A 22,210-nucleotide genomic window follows, 5' to 3' on the forward strand; every position below is an offset into this window, starting at 1 on the left:
ATTCTGACGGCGCGCGGCTCATCCGTCTTTGATGCGTGTCAGGCAAGACCAAAATCGCAAAAGAACATATTGCGAACCTAGAACAAATGGGGTACATTGGTTTTATCGCCGCGCCGCCTCGCCAATCGTTTGTCCCTCACGCGAATCCTCGTCATAAGGAGCACGACCCGATGTCCACCACTGCCCTGCGTATCGTCGAAGGATCCTCCATGGACAAGAGTAAAGCTCTGGCCGCCGCACTCTCCCAGATCGAGCGGCAGTTCGGCAAGGGCTCGGTGATGAAGCTCGGCAAGAACGACCGCTCGATGGATGTCGAGGCGGTGTCCTCGGGGTCGCTCGGGCTCGATATCGCGCTCGGGATCGGCGGCCTGCCGAAGGGGCGCGTCGTGGAGATCTACGGGCCGGAATCCTCGGGCAAGACCACGCTGGCGCTGCACACGGTGGCGGAAGGGCAGAAGAAGGGCGGCATCTGCGCCTTCATCGACGCCGAGCACGCGCTCGACCCGGTCTATGCACGCAAGCTGGGCGTCAATATCGACGAGCTCCTGATCTCGCAGCCGGACACCGGCGAGCAGGCGCTGGAAATCTGCGACACGCTGGTGCGCTCCGGCGCGGTCGACGTGCTGGTGATCGATTCGGTCGCGGCGCTGGTGCCGAAGGCCGAGCTCGAGGGTGAGATGGGCGATGCGCTGCCGGGTCTGCAAGCCCGCCTGATGAGCCAGGCGCTGCGCAAGCTGACGGCGTCCATCAACAAGTCCAATACCATGGTGATCTTCATCAACCAGATCCGCATGAAGATCGGTGTGATGTACGGCTCGCCGGAAACCACCACCGGCGGCAACGCGCTGAAATTCTATGCCTCGGTCCGCCTCGACATCCGCCGTATCGGCGCGATCAAGGAGCGCGACGAAGTGGTCGGCAACACCACGCGCGTCAAGGTCGTCAAGAACAAGCTGGCGCCGCCGTTCAAGCAGGTCGAATTCGACATCATGTACGGCGAGGGTGTCTCCAAGATGGGCGAGATTCTCGATCTCGGCGTCAAGGCCGGTATCGTCGAGAAATCCGGCGCATGGTTCTCCTATGACAGCCAGCGTCTTGGCCAGGGCCGCGAGAATTCGAAAGCGTTCCTGAAAGCCAACCCCGACATCACCGCCAAGATCGAGACCTCGATCCGCCAGAACTCAGGCCTGATCGCCGAGCAGATTCTCGCCGGCAGCCCCGAGCGTGACGCCGACGGCGAGGAGCCGGGGGACGAGTAAGCTTCAACAGTAAAGTTTTTCGCGAGGAGCGGGCGCTGAGGACGTTGAGTTGCCGACGTCTTCGGCGCCTGTTTCGTTTGGGATTGGTCGTGCTCGGGGGGCGCGATGAAGCGGTTGCCCGCGAAGACGACATGTGGCGCCACAACCGGATCTATCGCTGGTGGGGTGGCACGGAGCTGACCAACGAACGGCTGTGGCGATGGGATCGCGAAAGCCGATTGCTGGTTGCGCCTTATATAAATAAAATCGTGTGCCGCAGGCTGTAGGATGGGTAGAGCGAAGCGAAACCCATCGCACTTTCCATCCTTGGAACGGAACGCAGTGATGGGTTTCGCTTCGCTCTACCCATCCTACGCAGCGTCTTACTCCGCCGCTTCCGCATAATCGCTTACCGGCGGGCACGAGCACACCAGGTTGCGGTCGCCATAGACGTTGTCGACGCGCCCGACCGGGGACCAGTATTTGTCGGTGCGCGAGGTGCCCGCGGGGAAGCAGCCCTCGGCGCGGGTGTAGGCGCGCTTCCAATCGTCGTCCGCGATGTCGTGCACGGTGTGGGGGGCGTTGCGCAGCGGGGACGCCTCGATCTTGAAGCGGCCAGCCTCGACCTCGGCGATTTCCTTCCGGATCGCGATCATGGCGTCGCAGAAACGATCGAGCTCCGCCTTGGATTCCGATTCGGTCGGCTCGATCATCAGCGTGCCCGGCACCGGGAAGCTCATGGTGGGCGCATGGAAGCCGTAATCGATCAGGCGCTTTGCGATGTCGTCGACGGTGACGCCGGACGTCGTCTTCAGCCCGCGGGGATCGACGATGCACTCATGCGCGACGCGGCCCTTTTCGTTCTTGTAGAGCACCGGGAAGTGCGCATCGAGCCTTGCTGCGACGTAGTTGGCGTTGAGGATCGCGATCTCGGTGGCGCGCTTGAGGCCTTCGCCGCCCATCATCAGGATGTAGATGTAGGAGATGGTCAGGATCGAGGCCGAGCCGAACGGTGCGGCCGACACGGGCCCGACCGGCGCTTTCCCATCCGTCACGGGGTGGCCCGGGAGGAACGGCGCGAGATGCGCCTTGACGCCGATCGGTCCCATGCCCGGGCCGCCGCCGCCATGCGGGATGCAGAAGGTCTTGTGCAGGTTGAGATGGCTGACATCGGCGCCGTAGTCGCCGGGCCGCGACAGCCCGACCTGCGCGTTGAGGTTGGCGCCATCGAGATAGACCTGGCCGCCATGGCCATGCACGATGTCGCAGATCTCGCGGATGTGCTCCTCGAACACGCCATGGGTCGAGGGATAGGTGATCATGACCGCGGCGAGGTCGTTCGAATGCTTCTCGGCCTTGGCGCGGAGATCGTTGACGTCGACGTCGCCGTTCTTCTGGCAAGCGACCACCACCACGTCCATGCCGACCATCGCGGCCGAGGCCGGGTTGGTGCCGTGGGCGGAGGAGGGGATGAGGCATATCTTGCGATGGCTCTGCCCACGCGCCGCGTGATAGCCACGGATCGCCAGAAGCCCGGCATATTCGCCTTGCGCACCGGAATTCGGCTGCAGCGAGATCGCGTCATAGCCGGTGATGTCGCACAGCCACTTCTCCAGGCGCGCGAACAGCGCGTGATAGCCGCGCGCCTGCTCGCGCGGGGCGAAAGGATGAAGCGAGCCGAATTCGGGCCAGGTCAGCGGCATCATCTCGGTGGTCGCGTTCAGCTTCATGGTGCACGAGCCGAGCGGAATCATGGCGCGGTCGAGCGCGAGGTCGCGGTCGCTGAGCTTGCGCATGTAGCGCAGCATCTCGGTTTCCGAGCGATGCGCATGGAAGACGGGGTGGGTGAGGAAAGAGGTCGCGCGCTTGAGCGCCTCCGGCAGCGCCTCGCGCGTGGTGGCGTCGATCTCGGCGTATGCAAGCTGCCCGCCGAAGGCGCGCCAGACTGCTTCCACCGTCGCTGGCGTGGTGGTCTCGTCGAGCGCGATCCGCAATGCGGTTTCGCCGACGCCAAGGTTGATCTTTTCGGCAGCGGCGCGCGCGACGGTCTCGGCGCGTTTGCTACCTGCATCCACGCTGAGCGTGTCGAAGAAACTGTCAGACTGCAGCGCAAAGCCGAGCTTGCGCAGGCCCGCGGCGAGCACGGCCGCGCGGCGATGCACATTGCGCGCGATCTGCGTCAAGCCTTCGGGGCCGTGATAGACCGCATACATCGAGGCGATCACGGCGAGCAGCACCTGCGCGGTGCAGATGTTGGAGGTCGCCTTCTCGCGGCGGATGTGCTGCTCGCGGGTCTGCAGCGCGAGGCGATAGGCAGGCATCCCGCGCGAGTCCACGGAGAGGCCGACGATGCGGCCGGGCAGCGAACGCTTCAGCGCATCGCGCACCGCCATATAGGCCGCGTGCGGTCCGCCATAGCCCATCGGCACGCCAAAACGTTGCGCCGAGCCGATGGCGATGTCGGCGCCGAGCTCGCCGGGCGAGGCGAGCAGTGTCAGGGCGAGGAGATCGGCGGCGATGATCGCGAGTGCGCCCTTGGCCTTCAGGCTGGCGATCGCGGGCCTGAGGTCGCGCACAGCGCCTGAACTGCCCGGATATTGCAGCAGCGCGCCGAGCACGTCGGTCTTGTCGAGATCGGTGAGGGGATCGCCGACGACCAGGGTCCAGCCCAGGGGCTCCGCGCGGGTGCGCATCACGGCGAGCGTCTGCGGATGCACGTCCTTGTCGACGAAGAAGGCTTTTGCTTCAACTTTCGAGTGTCGCTCCGCGAGCGCCATCGCTTCGGCGGCAGCGGTGGCCTCGTCGAGCAGCGAGGCGTTGGCGACGTCGAGCCCGGTGAGGTCGCCGATCATGGTCTGGAAGTTGAGCAGAGCCTCGAGGCGGCCCTGGCTGATCTCGGGCTGGTAGGGCGTGTAGGCCGTGTACCAGGCCGGGTTCTCCAAAATGTTGCGCTGGATCACTGCGGGCAGGATCGTGCCGGAATAGCCTTGGCCGATCAGGGAGGTGAAGACCTGGTTCTGGGCGGCGAGCTCGGCCATATGCGCGATCGCCTCGGTCTCGCTGAGCGGCTTGCCGAGATCGAGTGGGGCGGCCTGCCGGATCGAAGCGGGCAGCGTCTGCGCCATCAGCGCGTCGACGCTGTTCGCGTCGACGGCCTCGAGCATCGCGGTGACGTCGCGTGCCGAGGGACCGATGTGGCGGCGTACGAAGCCGGTGGTGTCGCCGTTGGATTTGCGGTGCGCGGTCATCATGGGTCCTCGCTTTAGGTCATCTGTCGTCGTCACGCCCGCAGGCGCAGGGGCAATCGCATAAGCGGATCACGTTGCTTCGGCACGTCCGTGCCACAAACTCGTCATGCCCGGGCTTGTCCCGGGCATCCACGTTCTTGGTGTCGCGCGAAGGCCGTGGATGGCCGGGACAAGCCCGGCCATGACGTTGTGGAAACATCCCGTACACTCTCGTGCGATAGCCCTGCGCCTTCGCGGGGCATGACAGTGAGTGTGTGGAGACGGATCGTCTCATATCCTCACGCCGTGTGAGCCTTATACGCCGCTTCATCCATGAGGCCGCCGAGCTCGCTCTTGTCGGCCATCTTGATCTTGAAGAACCACGCCTTGCCCTGCGCATCCGAGTTCACCAGCGCCGGCTCGCTCGCGAGTTCGGGGTTGGTCTCGAGCACCTCGCCGCTAACAGGCGCGTAGACGTCCGATGCGGCCTTGACCGATTCGACGACGGCGGCGGCTTCGGTCTTCTTCAGCGTCCGGCCGAGCTTGGGCAATTCGACGAACACGACGTCGCCGAGCTGCGATTGCGCGTAGTCGGTGATCCCGACGGTGGCGACGTCGCCGTCGATCGCGAGCCATTCGTGGTCGGAGGTGTAGAGCGTCGTGGTCATTTTCTCGGTCCTCAGCGTTTGTAGGTGTTTTTCACGAAGGGCATGGCGGCGATTTGCACGGCCAGGCGCTGGCCCCGCACTTCGGCGAAGAGTTTTGTGTCGATCGCGCTCGATGCGGTGGGCACATAGCCCATCGCGACCGGCGCATTCAGGCTTGGGCCGAAGCCGCCCGAGGTGACCTTTCCGAGCGGCTCGCCGGAGGTCGCGTCCGCAAACAGCAGCGCGCCCTCGCGCACCGGCGCGCGGCCCTCGGTCCGCAGGCCGACGCGGCGGCGGGATGCGCCGTGGTCGAAATGGGCCAGAATCTTTGCCGCGCCGGGAAAGCCGCCGGCGCGCGCGCCGCCGGTGCGGCGGCTCTTCTGCACCGACCATTCCAGCGCGGCCTCGACCGGCGTGGTCGCGGTGTCGATGTCGTGGCCGTAAAGACAAAGCCCGGCCTCGAGCCGCAGGCTGTCGCGGGCGCCGAGCCCGATCGGCATCACGTCCGGATTGTCCAGCAGCGCCCTGGCGAGCCGTTCGGCATCGCCGGCAGGAATCGAAATCTCGAACCCGTCCTCGCCGGTATAGCCGGAGCGCGAGACGAAGCAGTCGAGGCCGGCGACCCTGTGCGGGCCGGAATCCATGAACTTCATGGCGGGCGCCTTTGCACATAATTTCGCCAGCGCCGATTCCGCCTTCGGCCCCTGCAGCGCGATCAGCGCGCGGTCGGCAAGCTGCTCGATCATGCAGTCGTCCGAGAGATTCGCGCGCAGATGCGCCTCGTCCTCGGCCTTGCAGGCGGCGTTGACGACCAGGAAGAGGTGATCACCGAAATTGGCGACCATCAGATCGTCCAGAATTCCGCCCTCGCCATTGGTGAACTGGGCGTAGCGCTGCCGGCCCGGCGCAATCGCCAAGATGTCCTGCGGCACCAACCGCTCCAGCGCACGGGCGGCGTCCTCGACCTTGCCGGACTTCGGCCTGAGCGCGATCTGACCCATGTGGGAGACGTCGAACAGGCCGGCCGCGTTGCGGGTATGAAGGTGCTCCTTCAGGACTCCGGCCGGATATTGCACCGGCATGTCATAGCCAGCGAACGGCACCATCTTGCCGCCGAGCGAGACATGCAGGTCGTAAAGGGGGGTGCGTTTCAGGGAGTCTTTGTCGTCACGCGCAAGCATCGGGGGGCCCTCGGCGGTTCCCCGGGAACGATTTCCCGTGGACACCAGTCGAAGCCCCATCTGTCGCTGTGCCTGAGAGTATTATCCCGTCGGCGGACACTGTCCGAACCTACCCTTTAAAAGGGATTGGCCCGTCGGCGCCTCTTTCCAGATGCTGTCAAAGCCACGCGGTCCTTTTGCCTGAGAGTTTCCGGGGCGGTTGCTCCTTCGGCGCCGGCTACCAGTGCCGGTCTCTCCCGACGTGGCCGTACGATACAGATAGGTAAAGACCACAGGCCGGCCAAGGCTGTCAACGCGGCTCAAGTGGCTTTCCAACGGGATTACGCGACTGCGGCAACGCCTTGATCTGCCTGCACAGTTTCTGGACAGCGAAGCTGGCCTTGTCTAAAAGCGCTTTGACCCGCAGATATCAGCCCAAACTCGCGGTTTGGATGGCGTATGGCGGGTCCAAGCACACCCGATTGGATGAACATGAGCGGCGTCAACGAGATCAGGTCGACCTTTCTGAACTTCTTTGCCGAGAACGGCCACGAGATCGTGTCGTCCTCGCCATTGGTGCCGCGCAACGATCCGACGTTGATGTTCACCAATGCCGGCATGGTGCAGTTCAAGAACGTCTTCACCGGCGTCGAGAAGCGGCCCTATCAGCGCGCCACCACCTCGCAGAAATGCGTGCGCGCCGGCGGCAAGCACAACGACCTCGACAATGTCGGCTACACCGCGCGCCATCTCACCTTCTTCGAGATGCTCGGCAACTTCTCGTTCGGCGACTATTTCAAGGAGCGCGCGATCGAGCTGGCCTGGACGCTGATCACGAAGGAATTCGGGCTCAAGAAGGACAAGCTGCTCGTCACGGTCTACCACACCGACGACGAGGCGGCCGGGCTGTGGAAGAAGATCGCGGGCTTCTCCGAGGATCGCATCATCCGCATCCCGACCTCGGACAATTTCTGGGCGATGGGCGACACCGGCCCGTGCGGCCCGTGCTCGGAGATCTTCATCGACCGCGGCGAGCACATCTGGGGCGGGCCTCCGGGCTCGCCTGAGGAGGACGGCGATCGCTTCCTCGAATTCTGGAATCTGGTGTTCATGCAGTACGAGCAGGTGACGAAGGAGGAGCGCGTGGCGCTGCCGCGTCCCTCGATCGACACCGGCATGGGGCTGGAGCGCATGGCCTGCATCATGCAGGGTGTCGACAGCGTGTTCGAAACCGACCTGTTCCGTCATTTGATCGACGCGACGGCGTCCGCGCTCGGAAGCGGACCGAACGAGCAGACCGTGGCCTCGTTCCGCGTCATCGCCGACCATCTGCGTTCCTCGGCCTTCCTCGTCGCCGACGGCGTGCTGCCCTCGAACGAGGGCCGCGGCTATGTGCTGCGCCGGATCATGCGCCGCGCGATGCGCCATGCGCAGCTGCTCGGTGCGCAAGAGCCGCTGATGCATCGGCTGGTCTGGGCGCTGGTGCGCGAGATGGGCCAGGCCTATCCGGATCTGATGCGCGCGGAAAATTTGATCGAGGAAACGCTGCGGCTGGAAGAGACCCGCTTCCGCAAGACGCTGACGCGCGGCCTCGCCATTCTCGACGAGAAGAGCGCGTCCTTAAAGAAGGGCGACATGTTCGACGGCGACGTCGCCTTCACGCTGTACGACACCTATGGCTTCCCGCTCGATTTGACGCAGGACGCGCTGAAGTCGCGTGGCATCAGCGTCGATCAGGCCTCCTTCACCGACGCGATGGAGCGTCAGAAGGCCAAGGCGCGCGAGTCCTGGAAAGGGTCTGGCGAAGCTGCTTCCGAGGCGATCTGGTTCCCGCTGCGTGAGAAGCTCGGCGCAACCGAATTCCTGGGTTACGAGACCGAGAGCGCCGAAGGCGTGGTGACCGCGCTGGTCAAGGACGGCAAGGAAGCGACGAGCCTCAAGGCCGGCGACACCGGCGCGATCGTGCTGAACCAGACGCCGTTCTACGCGGAGTCCGGCGGCCAGGTCGGCGACACCGGCGTGTTGACCGGCGAGGGCGGCATCAAATTCCGCGTCGCCGACACGCAGAAGAAGCTCGGCGATTTCTTCGTTCACGTCGGCACGGTCGAGAGCGGCGAGCTGAAGCTCGGCACCGCGCTGCAGCTCGAAGTGGATCACGGCAGGCGCTTTTCGATCCGCGCGCATCACTCGGCGACCCATCTCATCCACGAGGCGCTGCGCCAGGTGCTCGGCGATCACATCGCCCAGCGCGGCTCGATGGTCGCGCCGGATCGGTTGCGTTTCGACTTCGTGCATCCGAAGCCGATCACGGCGGAAGAGCTCGCGCGCGTCGAGGACATCGCCAACGAGGTGGTGCTGGAGAATGACGAGGTCTCGACCCGCGTCATGGACGTGGACGAGGCCCGCGAGGCCGGCGCACGGGCGCTGTTCGGCGAGAAATATGGCGACGAGGTTCGCGTCGTCTCGATGGGCCGGACCGCGCGCGAGCGCGGCGCCAACGCACTCGGCTGGTCGGTCGAACTGTGCGGCGGCACGCATGTCAGGCGCACCGGCGACATCGGCCTGATCACGCTGACGGGTGAGAGCGCGGTCGCCTCCGGCGTGCGCCGCATCGAGGCGCTGACCGGCAACTACGCGCGCAAACACGCCAACGACACCATGGCGCTGGCGAAGACCGCGGCCCATGAGCTGCGCACCTCGATCGACGACGTCCCGGCGCGCATTGCCGCGCTGATGGAGGACCGCAAGAAGCTCGAGCGCGAACTCTCCGACGCCCGCAAGAAGCTGGCGATGGGCGGCGGTGCAGCTTCGAGCAACGGCGCGGCCTCCGGCGTGCGCGAGGTCGGCGACGTCAAGCTGATGGCGCGCGCGGTCGAGGGCATCGAGATGAAGGATCTCAAGAGCCTTGCCGACGACGGCAAGAAGCAGATCGGCTCCGGCGTCGTCGCCATCGTCGGCGTCACCGAGGACGGCAAGGCTGGCGTGGTTGTCGGCGTCACCGCCGACCTCACCTCGCGTTTCAACGCGGTCAATCTGGTGAAGATCGCCTCCGAAGCGCTCGGCGGCAAGGGCGGCGGCGGCCGGCCCGACATGGCGCAGGCCGGCGGCCCCGATGGTGCGAATGCGGCCGCGGCGCTCACGGCGATCGAAAAAGCCATGAGCGAACAAAAATCGGCCGGCGCGTAAGCAGGTGCGCCCCGTTCCGCGAGGACGTGGCTCAACCGATCCCAATCTGAGGGATCGCCTCTACGAATTGCTGGAGCACGATCCGCTGGCCTATTCGGTCGGATCGCGCTTCATCCAGCTGATCATCGGCGTCATCGTGCTCGATGTCGCTGCGATGATCCTTGCCTCGGTGCCGGAGCTGGACGCGCAATTCGGCGCGCTGTTCGCGGGCATCTCGATCCTGTCCGTGATCGTGTTCGCGCTGGAATATGCCGCGCGGCTGTGGACGGTGGCGGGTCACACCCAGCGCACGGCGTCCGCGCTGTCGGACCGGCTCGGCTATGTTTTCTCCGCACTCGGCATCATCGATCTCCTCGCGTTCCTGCCGGCTGCGGTCGTGCTCGCCACGGGCCGGCATGCGACGCTGGCAGCCCTCGGCGTGCTGCCGTTCTTCAAGCTGGTGCGCTACTCGCCGGCGATGCGTTCGCTGCTCGCGGCCGTCCATGCCGAGCGTCGGGCGCTGATCGGCTGCATCGTCATCCTGATCGGCGCGGTTCTGACGTTTGCCTCGCTGCTCTACGCCATCGAGCGCGACGTGCAGCCGGACAAGCTCGGCACCATTCCGCAGGCGATGTGGTGGGCGATCGTGACGCTCGGCACCGTCGGCTATGGCGACGTCGTGCCGGTGACGGCGCTCGGAAAGTTCATCTCCGTCTTCACCATCATCAGCGGATTTGCCATGATCGCGCTGCCGGTCGCGATCATCTCGACGGCCTTTGCGGAAGAGGTGAAACGGCGCGACTTCGTGGTCACCTGGGGCATGCTGGCGCGGGTGCCGCTGTTCTCGCATCTCAGCGCGTCCGAGATCGCCGACATCATGCGGCTGCTGCGCGCGCGCACGATCGAGCAGGGCGAGATCCTGGTGCGGCGGGGCGATGCGGCTTCGTCGATGTATTTCATCACCGCCGGCGAGGTCGAGATCGCGCTGCCGAACCAGCAGGTGCGGCTCGCGGACGGCACCTTCTTCGGCGAGATCGCGCTGCTGCATAAAACCAAGCGCAGCGGCACGGTGACGGCGACGCGCAAGACCCGCCTGCTGGTGCTCGACGCCCAGGATTTTCACGCTTTGATCGAACGCATGCCGACGCTCGCCGCGCATGTCCACAAGACGGCGAAGGCGCGGCTGGAGGGCAGCGGCGACCTTGCGGTGGCGGAGCTGGCGCAGGCGGAGCGCGAAGGCACCGACCGCTGAGGGCTCAGCTCTTCTTCAGGAAAACATACTCGGCCGAATAGGGCGCGCTCTTGAAATCGCCGGCCTTGTCGCACGCGCCGTCGAGCTTGCCGCCGTGGGTGTTGATGCGCTGAACCGTGGTCACGGGCGTGAGGACGCCGCTGCCGCGGTGGGCGGTGACTTCCAGTTTCAGCAAGGGAATGTCGGCCGCGGTCGCACCCGGCGCGTTGCCCACGACCTTGGCGGCCACGGCGCTGCCGTCGGCATGCTCCCAGTTCGGCCCGGCATAGTGCCGGCCGATCGTCTTGCCCTCGGACAGCAGGGTGGCAATCGGCTCGCGAAAAGCCCAGGCGAGCTTGCCGTCGGTGCCGGCCTTGCACTCATAGACCTGCGCGCCCTCGGCGTGGACGCTGAGCACGATGCTCTCGCCGGGCGCGGCGATGGCGTCGGGGAGCGGGTCGGCGGCCAGAACCGGTCCAGCGAGCAGCAACAGGCAGGGGACGGCAAGCTTGATCGACATGGTCGCATCTCCGCGCAAAGGTCCAAAAAAGCGAACGGGCCGCGCTTGCGACGCGGCCCGTGATGATGTCCGATCCAGTCGGGCGAAATTGCGGACAGCTTACGCCGCCAGCGCCTTCCCGAGGTTCTCGGCGACCTTGTCGAGGAAGCCGGTGGTCGAGAGCCAGCGCTGGTCGGCGCCGACCAGGAGCGCGAGGTCCTTGGTCATGTAGCCTTCCTCGACGGTGTCGACGCAGACCTTCTCCAGGGTGTTGGCGAACTTGGCGAGCTCGGCATTGTTGTCGAGCTTGGCGCGGTGCGACAGGCCGCGGGTCCAGGCGAAGATCGACGCGATCGAGTTGGTCGAGGTCTCCTTGCCCTTCTGGTGCTCGCGGTAGTGGCGGGTCACGGTGCCGTGGGCGGCTTCGGCTTCCACCGTCTTGCCGTCGGGGGTGAGGAGGACCGAGGTCATCAGGCCGAGCGAGCCGTAGCCCTGCGCCACCGTGTCGGACTGCACGTCGCCGTCATAGTTCTTGCAGGCCCAGACGTAGCCGCCGGACCATTTCAGCGCCGAGGCGACCATGTCGTCGATCAGGCGGTGCTCGTAGGTCAGGCCCTTGGCGTCGAATTCTTTCTTGAACTCGCGCTCGTAGATGTCCTGGAAGATGTCCTTGAAGCGACCGTCATAGATCTTCATGATCGTATTCTTGGTCGAGAGATAGACCGGATAGTTGCGCAGCAGGCCGTAGTTGAGCGAAGCGCGTGCGAAGTCGATGATGGAATCGTCGAGATTGTACATCTGCATGGCGACGCCGGCGCCGGGCGCCTTGAACACTTCACGCTCGATCACGGTACCGTCCTCGCCGACGAACTTCATCGTCAGCGTACCCTTGCCCGGGAACTTGATGTCGGTGGCGCGGTACTGGTCTCCATAGGCGTGGCGGCCGATGATGATTGGCTTGGTCCAGCCGGGAACCAGGCGCGGCACGTTCTTGCAGATGATCGGCTCGCGGAAGATCACGCCGCCGAGGATGTTGCGGATGGTGCCGTTCGGCGACTTCCACATCTGCTTGAGATTGAACTCCTTCACCCGGGCCTCGTCCGGGGTGATGGTGGCGCACTTGACGCCGACGCCGACCTTCTTGATGGCCTCGGCGGCGTCGATCGTCACCTGATCGTTGGTTTCGTCACGGTATTCCATGCCCAGGTCGAAATAGAGCAGCTCGACATCCAGGAACGGGTTGATCAGCTTGTCCTTGATGTACTGCCAGATGATCCGGGTCATCTCGTCGCCATCGAGTTCGACGACGGGGTTGGACACCTTGATTTTTGCCATGATCGGGGAAGCCTCTTGGGAACGGCGCTTGTGGCGCGCCACGGGAATATCCGCCGCCTCTTAGCACCGGGACGCGGCCGGCGAAAGCCAAGGGATTATGCACTTTTAGCTCATCCAGCCTCCGCAGATGGGGGGCGGGAGCAGCCCTGCCGCGGGGACCGGGCTGAGGTTTCAGACGAGATTCAAAAGTCGAATCCAACCCGTTATTTCCCTTGAGAATTTCGTCAGGACAGGCAAACGACAGGCGGACGGTCAGCCGGCCCGAGAGCAGGTCAAGACCGGGTCGAGATCAGGCCAGGAATGGCCTTGAATCAATTCATGAAGAGCGCCTCTCCAAGGCCTTGAGAACCAGTGTGAAAGCGAAGCGAGATGTCGGGGACTGACAAGAGCAAGGCGGGCCTTTCCCTCGACGGTCCCATCGTGATCCTGGTCGAGCCGCAGCTTGGCGAAAACATCGGCATGGCCGCGCGCGCCATGGGCAATTTTGCGCTTTCCGCCTTGCGCATCGTCAACCCCCGTGACGGCTGGCCGAACATCGCCGCCCAGCGCGCCGCGGCCGGGGCCGACTATATTCTGGACAAGGTCGAATTGTTCGACACGGTCGGTGAGGCCGTCGCCGACATCGACCTGCTGTTCGCCACGACCGCGCGCCCCCACGACCAGGCCAAGCCGGTGGTGGGGCCGGAAGCCGCAGCTAGCGAGATTTCCGGGCACGTCGCGGCGGGCGGCAAGGCCGGTATCCTGTTCGGCCGGGAGCGCTGGGGCCTGACCAATGAGGAGGTCGGGCTTTCCAACCGCATCATCACCTTCCCGGTCAATCCGGGCTTTGCCTCGCTCAACCTCGCCCAGGCCGTGCTCCTGGTCGGCTACGAATGGTTCAAGCGCGCGACCTCCGGCGAGCTGCCGCACGCCATGCCGGAGCGCTCCGAGCGCGCCTCGCAGCACCAGATGCAGGCCTTCTTCGACAATCTGATCCGCGAGCTCGACCGGGTCGAATTTCTGCGCCCGGCCGAGAAGCGCGACACCATGCTGGTGAACCTGCGCAACATCTTCACCCGGATGGAGCCGACCAAGCAGGACATGCACACCCTGCACGGGGTGGTGATGGCCATTGCCGAGGGACGCAAGGGCCCGGCCAAGGGCGGCGTGCTCGACGGCGAGCAGGCCACGCGCCTGCGCGCGCTGCTGGCCGAGCACGGTCAGGGCGGCGGGGTGCCCGACAGTGGCTCCACCGTACGCGGCCTCGCACGCCTGCTCCGCCGCAACCCGACCGATGCCGAGCGCCTGCTCTGGCAGGCGCTCACACGTGACCGCCGTTTCGCAGGAGGATTCAAGCGCCAGACCCCTGTGGGGCGGCACATCCCGGACTTCGTCTCGTTCCCGCACCGGATCGCGATCGAGCTGGTCAACGCGGGTGAGAACGAGGCGATCGTCGCGGATCGTGTGGCGAGGCGAGCGTGGCTGGAGGCAAGGGACTATCGGGTGATCGAGATGCGGGCGGCGGATGTCGAGCGGGGTCTGGAGGCGGAGCTGGAGCGGCTTCAGGAGATGATGTCTCAGAGCGCGTAGGCTTCGTAGGTGGATTAGCCGAAGGCGCAATCCACCTCTTCTCGTACCGCTGCCAAAGTGGTGGATTACGCTTCGCTACTAATCCACCCTACGGAGTGCGCCCGAGCTGCACCTCGCGCTCGACCGCGATCCATGTCGTGCGCGCCACCGCCAGCAACTTCCCGGCTCCATCATGCACCGCAGCCTCGGCCATGCGCTTGCGGCCGTCGCGGCCCGTCGGCCAGGCCGTGATGATGCAGCGTTCTCCCGGGCGCGGGCGGGCCTCGATCCGCGCCGACATCCGTCCCAGCAGCAACGGTGCCTTGTCGAAACTGCCGCTTCCCAGATCGCAATTGCAGGCAAAGCCGGTGGGGCAGTCGAGCGCCGACCAGAGGAATTCCGGCGCGATCAGGCCGTCCTCGGCAGCGAGATTCTGATCCGGGGTCCAGCTCGCCGCGAGAACGGCTTTGTGACCACGGAGCGAACCGGCGAAAATGCGCAGGCCATCTCCCTTCGCCCTTGCGGGACCGCACACGAAACATGTCGGCAGCGGATGCTCGTGCGGCTCGATCGGGGTCAGCAATTCGGCGGCGCAGGCGTCCTCGAAGCTGGCTGTCTCCAGTCGCGCAAGCTCGACGCTTGCCGGCCGTCCGGTCGCGACGATCTTGTCGCCGTCGCGAAGCTCCCATGTGCCGTCGTCCGTCGCGACGGCATCGAGCGGCGTGTCCAGCGGAGGCGGTGCGCGCAGCGTCACCTCCGCGGCGCCGGGAATGTGGCGGGCGAGCCGGCCACAGACATAGCCGCCGTTGCCGGAGTTCGGAGGACCGCAAAAGCGTTTGTCGATGATGATCGGTGTCATCGGTTTTGTTCTCTCTTCCCGGCTCACCTTACCTGATCTTGAGGACAATTCGGCCCTGAACCGCGCGGTTGGCCACGGCACGCATGGCTTCTCCGGCCTCCTCCAAAGGGAGGACGCGATCGATGTGCGGGCAAATTTTTCCGCCGGCCAGCAATTGCATCAGCGTGTCGTTCATGCGCGCGGCTTCCGCGGAGAATTTTTCCGCCCAGGCGCCGACGAAGACGCCGAGGATGGAATAGTTCTTCAGCAGCGGCAGGTTCATCGGGAGCTGCGGAATTTCGCCGCTGGTGAAGCCGATCGGCATCAGCCGTCCGCCCCACTTCATCGACCGGGCCATCTGCTGGAATATCTCGCCGCCGATAGTGTCGAAGCCGATATCGATGCCTTCGCCACCGGTGATCGCCTTGATCCGGCCGCGCAGATCCTCGTTGCGATAGTTGACGATTTCGCTGGCGCCGTAACTCTGGACCAGGGCAGCCTTGTCATCGGAGCCGATACCGGCGACGACGCGCAGGCCCAGATGGCGGCCGAGATCGACCGCGGCAAGGCCAACTCCGCCGGCAGCACCGGTGACGAACAACGTTTCGTCGCGCTGCGCCCGGGCCCGCTCGACCAGGGCATAATAGGCCGTGCCATAATTATGCAGGACCGTCGCCGCTGCCTCGAACGCGACGCCATCCGGCAGACGCACGCACTTTGAGTCCTTGGCTATCATCCGTTCGGCGTAGCCGCCGGTCCAGGCGCTGCAAGCCACGCGGTCGCCGGGCGCGAATGTCGTGACCTGGTCGCCGACCGCGACGACGATTCCGGATGCTTCCGTGCCGGGCACGAAGGGCGTCGGCGGCCGCATCTGGTAGAGGCCCGAGACCATCAACTGGTCCATGAAACTAACCGAGGCCGCATGGACGTCGATCAGAATCTCGTCGCCGGCCGGCTTCGGCTCGTCGATCTCGCCGACGCACAAATCCGCAGGGCCAGTGAATGAACTGCACAGAATCGCTTTCATCGGGGTGCTCCGAAAAGACGCGGCAGCAGCATGGGAACGCGTCGGCGATAGTCCTGATAGGTCGCGCCGAATTCGGCGATCAGGTCGCGCTCCTCGAACTGAAGCGCGGCCAGGATGTAGGCGGTGTTTGCGAGCGCAAACAGAAGGTGGCCAACGGTCATCTCGGGCGTGGCCCAGAATGCGAGCAGGAAGCCGAGCATGATGGGATGGCGCACGATCTTGTAGAGCAGCGGTGTCCTGAACGATTGACCTGGGATCGCACTTCCGCGGAACGCGACGAAGGCCTGGCGGAGGCCGAACAGATCGAAATGATCGATCATGTGGGTCGAGGCGAATGCGATCAGCCAGCCGAGCCAATGCACGCCGATCAGCAACCAGGCCGCCATTCCGCTCGTTTGCCAGACCGGCGTCGGGATCGGACGCCACTGCCAGAACAGCAACAGCAGGATCAGGCTGGAGAGCAGCACATAGGTGCTGCGCTGGCAGGCGAGGGGAAGGAATGTGGCCGACCATCGTTTGAAAGCCGGCCGCGCCATCACGCTGTGCTGGATCGCAAACAGGCTCATCAGCAGCAGGTTGACGACGATGGCCACGCTCAGGTCCGCCGGGCTGCCGACGCCGATCGGCATGTCGATCGACTTATCAATCGGCATATCTATCGATTTGGGCACGACATAATTGCCGACGAAACCGAGCGCATAGAGAAATGAGACCGTGAAGATGACGTAGCTCACGATGGCGTAGAGCAGGACCAGGAGGCGCGAGATCATGTTTTTTCCTATTGTGCCTGATGCAGCCGTGCCGCATGCAGGAGCCTGAATTGCTCGCCGGCGAGCAGGCTGGATCTGCCCCGACTGCTATCGCTGGACCGTCCCCTGTGCGTCCCCCGGGGGCGCCGCGAGGGGAGGGAGGACTTTCATGACGGCTTTCTCGCTGGGGACGTTCGGGTTCCCGGAGGTCCACGCCGACGGCCACCCGATCAAATTGGCCCTCCGCAAGGGCCTCGCGCTGCTGGTCTATCTCGCGGAGGCCAAGGGCGCTGTGGCCCGCGAAATCGTGGCCACGCTGCTGTGGCCTGAAACTGACCGCGAGACCGGCCTTGCGCGATTGCGGCGGCTGCTTCACCGCATCGAGCTGACGCTCGGTCAGCAGGTGTTCGAGACCGACCGGACCAGCCTGCGATGGTCTCCGGCAGTCGCGCTGCAGGTCGATGCACATCTATTCGAGAGCGCCTGCGATCGCGGTGATTTTGACGAGGCCTGCCAGATCTATCGGGGAGATTTCCTCGCAGGCTTCTCGCCGGAGGATTGTCCGGAATTCGACGACTGGGCGTTCTTTCGCCGCGAGGCACTGCGCGGACGGCTGATGCACGCGCTGGAGCGCCTGGTGCAGGACAAGACCACCGCCAGCGACTACTTTGCCGCGGCCGCGCATGCGACCCGTCTGGTCGAGCTCGATCCTTTGAGCGAGGTCTACGGCCGGCATCTGATCCGCAGCCTGCTGCTGGCGGGTGACCGCAGTGCGGCAGAGCGGCACCACGCGGCACTGACGCAGCGGCTGCGTGACGAGCTTGGTGTTCCGCCCGAAGCCGCGACCGATGCGTTGATGAGTCCTGCGGCGGCACACGCCGTTCCAGCGACGCGCTATGTCAAGGGCGCCGGCGTGCATCTGGCGTATCAGACCTATGGCAGCGGTCCGCTCGATATCCTGGTCATGCCGGGCTTCGTGTCGCATGTGGAACGCGCCTGGGAGCATCCCGCGAGCCGGACGTTTCTGGCCTCGCTGATGAAGCTGGGACGTCTGATCGTGTTTGATCGTCGCGGCATCGGGTTGTCCGACCGGGTTGGATCTGCGCCCGGTATCGACGTCACCGCGGAGGATATCGGCACCGTGCTGCGGGCCGTGGATGCGCGCCGCGTCGTGCTGTTCGGCGCATCCGAGTGTGGACCTGCCTGCATCAAATTTGCGGTGGACGAGCCACGTCTCGTGGCCGGGCTCATTCTGTTCGGTGCATTGGCCAAGGGCTGCTGGTCGCAGGACTATCCGCACGCGTTGCGCGCCAGCCAGTACGACGCCTGGAGCAAGCGCCTCATTGCGCAATGGGGAGGTCCGGTGGAGATTGAAACCTTCGCGCCGAGCCTAGCCGGCGATCCCCAGGCCCGCGCCTGGTGGGCCGGGCTATTGCGCGCGGCGTCCAGTCCCGGCGGCATCTCGGCGGTGCTCGAGGCGTTTCGCGACGCCGACGTGCGGCACCTTCTGCCGCAGATTGCCATGCCGACATTGGTGCTGCATCGTCGGGACGACAAGGCGGTACGGATCGCGGCCGGCCGCGATGTGGCGAGCCGGATCAAAGGTGCGCAATTCGTCGAGCTTGACGGCCACGATCACTGGTTCTTTGCAGGCGATCAGGGGCCGGTGCTCGATGCGATCAAAAGATTCATAGATCTGTTGCCGCGGGAGGCGAGAGCGGGCCGTAAGGTGCTGTAGCCCGGATGGAGCGGAGCGCAATCCGGGACAGTGCCCCCGCATTGCGCTCCGCTCCATGCGGGCTACGGAGATAGAGCGATCACACCGCCTCGAGCTGGTCCGCCGCGCGCTTCTTCTTTGCCTTGGGCTGGCTGAGCAGGGGACCTGCCGTCAGCGCCGCCGTATCCGCCACGCCTGGATCGCGCGACACCATCGCGGCGACGATCGCGCCGTCGATCAGGAGGCCGAGCTGGTGCGCGAGCACGACGGGCTCGTTCGATCCGAGCTCGCCGGCGAGCTTCTCGATGTGGCCGAGCACGATCTTCTTGTGCTTCATCGCAATGTTGCGGAACTGCTTGGCGTCCTTGTCGTGCTCGCCGACCGCGTTGATGAAGGGACAGCCGTAGAAGCGCTCTTCCGCGAACCAGCTCTTCAGGGCCGGGAAGATGCGCGTGAGTTTGGCTTGCGCGTCGCCGCCGCCTTCTTCCATGGCGCCGATGAACCATTCGCGCCACTGCTTGCCTTCGCTCTCCAGTACCGCGTTGACCAGATTGGTCTTGGAGCCGAACAATTTATAGAGCGTGGTCTTTGCGGTGCCGGCTTCCGCGATGATCGCGTCGATGCCGGTGGCGTTGATGCCGTTCTTGCAGAACAGATGCGTGGCCGCGCTGAGCAGGCGCCCGCGTGCGGACTCGTCGTCACCCGCACCGGCGTGCGGCGACTGAGACTTCTGCTTAGAAGTCTTGTTCGGTGAGGGCTTGTTCAGTGAAAGCTTGGCCATGGGATGCAACTTAATCGCAGCCGCGCCGCATCAGCAAGCCGCATCTGTTCTGCGCTGAAAAGATTCGCACGGGAAAGCTCATCTGCATCGCCTTTGAGCAGACGGCCGCTGATCAATCCGCAGGCAGCGTTCGCTAAACGGCTCCAATGCTTCGCCTTTTGATTTTGGCTGGGTCTGGCACGCTCCATGCAAGGAAACAGACCGTTCGGTATCCTACCGATTTCCACTTCTGCCAGGGAGAAGATGATGACTGCCGTCGTTCAAAAGACAGTGCTGACGGGTTGCCTCGCGCCCATCGACAAGAATGGCCTCGAGCAACTGATCGCCAACGGCAAGGCCAATCCGAAGGTCATCAAGACCTTGAAGTGCAAGACGGTCGCGGAAGGAAAATTCCGCCACGCCAACTACATCCGCAATTTGCAGCCCTACATCGTCGACGAGCCGCCCGGTCTGCTCGGCGACGACACTGCGCCCAATCCGTCCGAGGCCTCGCTCGCCGCGCTGGGCTCCTGCCTCGCCGTCGGCCTGCACGCCAACGCCGTGCATCGCGGCTGGATCGTCAACAAGCTCGAGCTCGAGCTCGAGGGCGATCTCAACATCACCGCGGTCTGGGGCACCGGCGACGTCTCGGACAAGCCGGTCGGCTTCACCGACGTACGCGTCAAGGTCGACATGGAATGTGAGGGGATCTCGCCGGACGAGATCAATGCGCTGGTCGCCCATGTGAAGCAATGGTCGCCGGTCGCAAACACCTTCACCCGCCCGGTCAATCTCGAGGTCGGCATCTAGTAGACGGCAACAGGAAAGGTGCGGGAGACGATCATGGGTTCACTGGCTTTATCACGGGCCGAAGTTTTGGATCAGCCCGCACCGTCCATTGCAGGCGAGGTGGCGCGGATTGCACGGGAGCAGCTCGCGCCGCTTGCCGCCGGCATCGATGCCGGCACCGTCTATCCGGCCGAGGTGCTGCGCCGATTCGGCGAGGTCGGCGCCTGGGGCAGTCACGTGCCGCACGAGGGGCCCGCTGACCTGCGCTGTGCCATCCAGGCCATGTCGGCGATCGGCGAGGTCTGCGGCAGCACCGCCTTCATGGCGTGGTGCCAGAACACGCTGGTCTGGTACGCCGCCAACTCGACCAATATGAAGCTCGCCAAGCGCTTCGGCGATGCGTTCTCGACCGGCCGCGTGCTCGGCGGCACTGGGCTCTCCAATCCGATGAAGAGCTTTTTCGGCATCGAAAAGCTCAAGTTGAAGGGGCGCAAGGTCGACGGCGGCTACATCGTACGCGGCGCGCTGCCCTGGGTCTCCAATCTCGGCCCCGACCATTACTTCGGCACCATCTTCGAACGCGAGGACGAGCCGGGCATCGCAAGTGGCGAGCCCGGCCAAGTGATGTTTTTGGCGGACTGCTCGGACCCCGCGATCACGCTGACGCCATGCAAGCCGTTCCTTGCCATGGACGGTACCGGCACCTACGGCGTGCAGTTCCGCGACGCCTTCGTCCCGGATGAGCTGATCCTGGCCGATCCCGCCGCGCCTTTCGTCAAGAAGATCCGCGCCGGCTTCATCCTGCTGCAGGCCGGCATGGCGCTCGGGCTCATCAAGGACTGCATCAACATCATGGACGAGGTCGACAATCCCCTCGGTCACATCAACCGCTATTTGCCGCAACAGCCGGTGCACTTCCGCGATCTCGCCGCCGAGCTCGAGGCCGAGACCATGGCGCTGGCGCGCGATCCCTACAACGAGGAGGAGACCTACTGGCGCAAGGTGATTGCGCTCAGGCTTCGCGCCGGCGAGGCCAGCGTCGCGGCGGCGCATGCGGCGATGCTGCATTGTGGCGCGCGCGGCTATCTCAAGTCCCACCGCGCGCAGCGCCGGCTGCGCGAGGCCTATTTCGTCGCGATCGTCACGCCTGCCACCAAGCAGTTGCGCAAGATGCTCGCCGATTCCTGAGTTCTACGAGCCCACCCACCACTAACCTCAACGGAGAGGCTGCCAATGACGGACGTTCTGATCTCTGCCAGCGAACTTGCCGATCTCTTGAAAACCGAGCCCTGTGTCGTGATCGACACCCGCAACCCCGACGCCTATGGCGCCGGGCACCTTCCCAACGCCGTGAACGTGCATGAGATATTCACGTTCCTCGCGACCTCGACGCCGGAGGGCATGGCCGAGCTGAAGACCAAATTCGCCGACGCGTTCGGCGCTGCCGGTCTCTCCGGCAAGGAGACGGCCGTGATCTACGAGCAGTCGATGAACTCCGGCTTCGGCCAATCCTGCCGCGGCTACTACCTGCTCACCATGCTCGGCTATCCCAAGATCAAGGTGCTGCATGGCGGCTTCGACGCCTGGGCGGCCGCAGGTCTTCCGGTGACGAAGGATGTGCCGGCGCCGGCGAAGGCGTCGTTCGGAATCGTGCCTGAAGCGGGCGAGATCCTGATCGACGCCAAGACCATGCTCGCCGCGGTCGGCAAGCCCGGCATCGCACTCCTGGACGTGCGCGATGTCGACGAGTGGATCGGCGACAGCTCCTCGCCCTACGGCAAGGATTTCTGCCCGCGCAAAGGCCGCATCCCCGGCGCGGTGTGGCTGGAATGGTATCGCATGATGAAGCCGACCGCCGAGGGCCCGCGCTTCAAGTCCAAGGACGAGATTCTGGCGGAATGCGCCACCGTCGGCATCTCGCCGTCCACGCCGGTCTATCTCTACTGCTTCAAGGGGGCGCGCGCCTCGAACACGTTCCTGGCGCTCAAGAACGCCGGCGTAAAGGACGTGCGGATGTATTTCGGCTCCTGGAACGAATGGTCGCGCGATCCGTCGCTGCCGATCGAGCAGGGATTGCCGATCGCATCGGAGGTGACGACCAAGGCGGCATGATTACCGCTAACCGGCGGCCCGCGGACTCGGTACCCCTTCTCCCCTTGTGGGAGAAGGTGGCGCGGAGCGCCGGATGAGGGGTCTCTCTCCGCGATTCAAATCGGCGTCGGACTCGCGGAGGCAGACCCCTCACCCAAGCGAGTCTGCGTCTACCGGCGTCGCTGCCCT

General features: G+C 64.9%; 17 protein-coding genes and 1 riboswitch. Of the genes, 8 read left to right on the plus strand and 9 right to left on the minus strand.

Annotated features, from left to right (window positions below; all coding sequences use genetic code 11):
* The first annotated feature begins 170 nt into the window (after window positions 1-170).
* A complete protein-coding gene (gene recA / locus AC0L2F_RS12660; protein WP_007602214.1) occupies window positions 171-1,259 on the plus strand; it encodes a recombinase RecA in 1,089 nt (362 codons plus the stop codon).
* 362 nt (window positions 1,260-1,621) lie between these two features.
* On the opposite strand, the gene gcvP is transcribed toward recA, so the two are convergent.
* The 3 genes from gcvP to gcvT form a co-directional block, all read right to left on the minus strand.
* The gene (gene gcvP / locus AC0L2F_RS12665; protein ID WP_473248766.1) at window positions 1,622-4,486 is read right to left on the minus strand and encodes an aminomethyl-transferring glycine dehydrogenase; all 2,865 of its coding nucleotides are present in this window, start codon (window positions 4,484-4,486) and stop codon (window positions 1,622-1,624) included.
* Between the two features lie 278 nt (window positions 4,487-4,764).
* On the minus strand, window positions 4,765-5,133 hold the full coding sequence (gene gcvH / locus AC0L2F_RS12670) for a glycine cleavage system protein GcvH (protein ID WP_007612173.1): 369 nt from the start codon (window positions 5,131-5,133) through the stop codon (window positions 4,765-4,767).
* A gap of 11 nt (window positions 5,134-5,144) precedes the next feature.
* Window positions 5,145-6,293 (minus strand): glycine cleavage system aminomethyltransferase GcvT, encoded by a 1,149-nt coding sequence (gene gcvT, locus AC0L2F_RS12675; protein ID WP_473248568.1) that lies wholly within the window; start codon window positions 6,291-6,293, stop codon window positions 5,145-5,147.
* Window positions 6,294-6,452: 159 nt separating this feature from the next.
* Window positions 6,453-6,542: riboswitch (glycine riboswitch) on the minus strand.
* A 222-nt stretch (window positions 6,543-6,764) separates the two neighbouring features.
* Between gcvT and alaS the strand changes: the two genes are divergently transcribed.
* Window positions 6,765-9,458, plus strand: a complete 2,694-nt coding sequence (alaS, locus tag AC0L2F_RS12680) for an alanine--tRNA ligase (protein ID WP_473248767.1) — start codon at window positions 6,765-6,767, stop codon at window positions 9,456-9,458.
* 4 nt (window positions 9,459-9,462) lie between these two features.
* Window positions 9,463-10,689, plus strand: coding sequence for a cyclic nucleotide-gated ion channel (locus AC0L2F_RS12685; protein ID WP_473248569.1), 1,227 nt, complete (start codon window positions 9,463-9,465; stop codon window positions 10,687-10,689).
* A 4-nt stretch (window positions 10,690-10,693) separates the two neighbouring features.
* Here the strand turns inward: AC0L2F_RS12685 and AC0L2F_RS12690 are convergent, their stop codons facing one another.
* Together AC0L2F_RS12690 and AC0L2F_RS12695 are read right to left on the minus strand one after the other, a co-directional pair.
* Window positions 10,694-11,188, minus strand: a complete 495-nt coding sequence (locus AC0L2F_RS12690) for a DUF3455 domain-containing protein (protein WP_473248570.1) — start codon at window positions 11,186-11,188, stop codon at window positions 10,694-10,696.
* Between the two features lie 99 nt (window positions 11,189-11,287).
* Window positions 11,288-12,502 carry an NADP-dependent isocitrate dehydrogenase gene (locus AC0L2F_RS12695; protein WP_007612164.1) on the minus strand — a complete coding sequence of 405 codons (1,215 nt, stop codon included), beginning with the start codon at window positions 12,500-12,502 and terminating at the stop codon, window positions 11,288-11,290.
* A gap of 369 nt (window positions 12,503-12,871) precedes the next feature.
* Here AC0L2F_RS12695 and AC0L2F_RS12700 point away from each other — a divergent pair, with 369 nt between their 5' ends.
* Window positions 12,872-14,071 carry a TrmJ/YjtD family RNA methyltransferase gene (locus tag AC0L2F_RS12700; protein WP_473248571.1) on the plus strand — a complete coding sequence of 400 codons (1,200 nt, stop codon included), beginning with the start codon at window positions 12,872-12,874 and terminating at the stop codon, window positions 14,069-14,071.
* A gap of 88 nt (window positions 14,072-14,159) precedes the next feature.
* Here AC0L2F_RS12700 and AC0L2F_RS12705 read toward each other — a convergent pair whose 3' ends face one another.
* The 3 genes from AC0L2F_RS12705 to mddA are packed head-to-tail and all read right to left on the minus strand — an operon-like array spanning window position 14,160 to window position 16,685.
* Window positions 14,160-14,909, minus strand: a complete 750-nt coding sequence (locus tag AC0L2F_RS12705; RefSeq protein WP_473248572.1) for a PaaI family thioesterase — start codon at window positions 14,907-14,909, stop codon at window positions 14,160-14,162.
* A 28-nt stretch (window positions 14,910-14,937) separates the two neighbouring features.
* Complete coding sequence (locus AC0L2F_RS12710; protein ID WP_473248573.1) at window positions 14,938-15,915, minus strand: NADPH:quinone oxidoreductase family protein; 978 nt, start codon at window positions 15,913-15,915, stop codon at window positions 14,938-14,940.
* Window positions 15,912-16,685, minus strand: coding sequence for a methanethiol S-methyltransferase (gene mddA, locus AC0L2F_RS12715; protein WP_473248574.1), 774 nt, complete (start codon window positions 16,683-16,685; stop codon window positions 15,912-15,914). Before mddA ends, AC0L2F_RS12710 begins: the two co-directional genes overlap by 4 nt.
* 148 nt (window positions 16,686-16,833) lie before the next feature.
* Here mddA and AC0L2F_RS12720 point away from each other — a divergent pair, with 148 nt between their 5' ends.
* The gene (locus AC0L2F_RS12720) at window positions 16,834-18,402 is read left to right on the plus strand and encodes a bifunctional AfsR/SARP family transcriptional regulator/alpha/beta hydrolase (protein WP_473248575.1); all 1,569 of its coding nucleotides are present in this window, start codon (window positions 16,834-16,836) and stop codon (window positions 18,400-18,402) included.
* 79 nt (window positions 18,403-18,481) lie between these two features.
* Here AC0L2F_RS12720 and AC0L2F_RS12725 read toward each other — a convergent pair whose 3' ends face one another.
* A complete protein-coding gene (locus AC0L2F_RS12725) occupies window positions 18,482-19,162 on the minus strand; it encodes a TetR/AcrR family transcriptional regulator (protein WP_007612157.1) in 681 nt (226 codons plus the stop codon).
* 246 nt (window positions 19,163-19,408) lie between these two features.
* On the opposite strand from AC0L2F_RS12725, the gene AC0L2F_RS12730 reads away from it, so the two are divergent.
* The 3 genes from AC0L2F_RS12730 to AC0L2F_RS12740 are packed head-to-tail and all read left to right on the plus strand — an operon-like array spanning window position 19,409 to window position 22,042.
* A complete protein-coding gene (locus tag AC0L2F_RS12730; RefSeq protein WP_007612153.1) occupies window positions 19,409-19,951 on the plus strand; it encodes an OsmC family protein in 543 nt (180 codons plus the stop codon).
* Window positions 19,952-19,984: 33 nt separating this feature from the next.
* Window positions 19,985-21,118 carry an acyl-CoA dehydrogenase family protein gene (locus AC0L2F_RS12735; protein ID WP_063995761.1) on the plus strand — a complete coding sequence of 378 codons (1,134 nt, stop codon included), beginning with the start codon at window positions 19,985-19,987 and terminating at the stop codon, window positions 21,116-21,118.
* A gap of 45 nt (window positions 21,119-21,163) precedes the next feature.
* Window positions 21,164-22,042: a sulfurtransferase gene (locus tag AC0L2F_RS12740; protein WP_473248577.1), complete on the plus strand. Its 879-nt coding sequence runs from the start codon at window positions 21,164-21,166 to the stop codon at window positions 22,040-22,042.
* Window positions 22,043-22,210: the final 168 nt, after the last annotated feature.

The organism is Bradyrhizobium sp. Ken64 (genome assembly GCF_055807555.1).